Here is a 2,500-nt window from a genome sequence, read left to right on the forward strand (position 1 = left end):
TCTAGTATAGTTTCATATGGAGCATACAGATGAATAAAGACTACATTGTCATTGCCATTTCTTAATATATCTCTGTAGGACTTCTTTAGAGCAGAGCAGACAATAACCGATCCCATTGTTCTTTGTTTAAAGGAATAAATAACATCAGATATTATTCTAAGCCAGGGCTCTCTGTCTGTATCAGTAAGAGGAATACCTTCTTTCATTTTATCTATGTTAGAGCGAGGATGCAGGTCATCACCGTCTATCAGTCTGTAGTTAAAGGCATTGGCAAGAGCCTCAGCTACAGATGATTTGCCTGATCCGCATACACCCATAACAACAATACATAATGGTGTCATAAATAAACCTTTGATTGTGAATATGGATATATTATAGAACGGAAAGAGAGAATAATGTTATCGGTAACATTAATTTATATAAAAAAAGATCACATATGTGATCTTGATCATAAATCCTAGCGATGACCTACTCTCGCACAATCGTACGTTGCACTACCATCGGCGTAACTGCATTTCACTTCTGTGTTCGGAAAGGGAACAGGTGGTTCTACAGCACTATGGTCGCTAGGAAAGTTCGGTGGAAATAAATCAGTATTCTAAAGTGGCGGAACGGACGGGAATCGAACCCGCGACCTCCTGCGTGACAGGCAGGCATTCTAACCGGCTGAACTACCGCTCCGCATTATAGGGTAAGCCTGGCGATGACCTACTCTCGCACAATCGTACGTTGCACTACCATCGGCGTAACTGCATTTCACTTCTGTGTTCGGAAAGGGAACAGGTGGTTCTACAGCACTATGGTCGCCAGACAAATTCTGTAAAAAACTTATAACAAACTGATTTAACTCTTGAGTATTAAGAGGTCTTTAAATGTCCATGCCCTCCGGGGTTGTATGGCCAAGCCTCACGGTTAATTAGTACTGGCAAGCTTCACACATCACTGCGCTTCCACATCCAGCCTATCAACGTCGTAGTCTGCAACGAACCTTTAGGAGCTTAAAGCTCAGGGATGACTCATCTTGGGGCCTGCTTCCCGCTTAGATGCTTTCAGCGGTTATCAGTTCCGCGCTTGGCTGCCGGGCCGTGCCATTGGCATGACAACCCGTAAACCAGAGGCGCGTTCACTCCGGTCCTCTCGTACTAGGAGCAATCCCCCTCAATCATCCAACGCCCGCGGTAGATAGGGACCAAACTGTCTCACGACGTTTTGAACCCAGCTCGCGTACCACTTTAAATGGCGAACAGCCATACCCTTGGGACCAACTTCAGCCCCAGGATGTGATGAGCCGACATCGAGGTGCCAAACACCGCCGTCGATATGAACTCTTGGGCGGTATCAGCCTGTTATCCCCAGAGTACCTTTTATCCGTTGAGCGATGGCCCGTCCATGTGGAACCACCGGATCACTATGACCTGCTTTCGCACCTGCTCGAGATGTGCCTCTCGCAGTCAAGCCAGCTTATGCCATTGCACTGACCTCACGATGTCCGACCGTGATCAGCTGACCTTCGTGCTCCTCCGTTACCCTTTGGGAGGAGACCGCCCCAGTCAAACTGCCTACCAGACACTGTCCTCGTATGTGTTGTACTTAGTTAGAACCTCAAACATGTCAGGGCGGTATTTCAAGGTTGACTCCATAAAAGCTGGCGCTTCTACTTCAATGTCTCCCGCCTATCCTGCACAAACAGGTTCAAGGTTCAGTGTCAAGCTGCAGTAAAGGTTCACGGGGTCTTTCCGTCTAGCCGCGGGTACACTGCATCTTCACAGCGATTTCGGTTTCACTGGGTCCCGGGTGGAGACAGCGTGGCCATGGTTACACCATTCGTGCAGGTCGGAACTTGCCCGACAAGGAATTTCGCTACCTTAGGACCGTTATAGTTACGGCCGCCGTTTACCGGGGCTTCACTCAAGGGCTTCAACTTGCGTCTGACCCCATCATTTAACCTTCCGGCACCGGGCAGGTGTCACACCCTATACTTCCCCTTTCAGGTTCGCAGAGTGCTGTGTTTTTGTTAAACAGTCCCAGCCACCATTTATCTGCGGCTGTGTGCAGCTTCATCTGTGCAGATTGCACCGCTCACAGCGTACCTTCTCCCGAAGTTACGGTACATTTTTGCCTAGTTCCTTCACCCGGGTTCTCCCAAGCGCCTTGGTATCCTCTACCCGACCACCTGTGTCGGTTTGGGGTACGGCCACATATAACCTGAAGCTTAGAGGCTTTTCCTGGAAGCCTGGTATCAGTTGCTTCATATCCGTAGATACTTCGTCTCAGCTCTCAGTTTTTCACACATGTCTTTTAACCCATATGCTCCCTACAGCCTTTCACAGAAACTACCGTTCTTCTGCCAACCTAACCTTCTCCGTCACCCCATCGCAGCTATATGCGGTACAGGAATATTAACCTGTTTCCCTTCGACTACGCTTCTCAGCCTCGCCTTAGGCACCGACTCACCCTGCCCCGATTAACGTTGGACAGGAACCCTTGGTCTTCCGGCGAA

Annotated in this window: 1 protein-coding gene, 1 tRNA gene and 3 rRNA genes (2 of these 5 only partly in view); all 5 read right to left on the reverse strand. The window is 49.0% G+C overall.

Annotated features, from left to right (window positions below; genetic code table 11):
- Nucleotides 1-341 carry the 5' portion of a gluconokinase gene (locus DRZ93_RS06690; protein ID WP_113743168.1) on the reverse strand. Its footprint begins 178 nt before the window's first position, so 341 of the gene's 519 nt are visible here — the first part of the coding sequence; its start codon is at nucleotides 339-341; its stop codon lies off the left edge, out of view.
- 114 nt (nucleotides 342-455) lie between these two features.
- A 5S ribosomal RNA gene (rrf, locus tag DRZ93_RS06695) occupies nucleotides 456-571 on the reverse strand.
- Nucleotides 572-604: 33 nt separating this feature from the next.
- A tRNA-Asp gene (locus DRZ93_RS06700) sits at nucleotides 605-681 on the reverse strand.
- Between the two features lie 14 nt (nucleotides 682-695).
- Nucleotides 696-811 (reverse strand): 5S ribosomal RNA (rrf, locus tag DRZ93_RS06705).
- Nucleotides 812-895: 84 nt separating this feature from the next.
- Nucleotides 896-2,500, reverse strand: a 23S ribosomal RNA gene (locus DRZ93_RS06710); it runs 1,276 nt beyond the window's last position.

Source organism: Anaerobiospirillum thomasii (genome assembly GCF_900445255.1).
GTDB lineage: Bacteria > Pseudomonadota > Gammaproteobacteria > Enterobacterales > Succinivibrionaceae > Anaerobiospirillum_A > Anaerobiospirillum_A thomasii.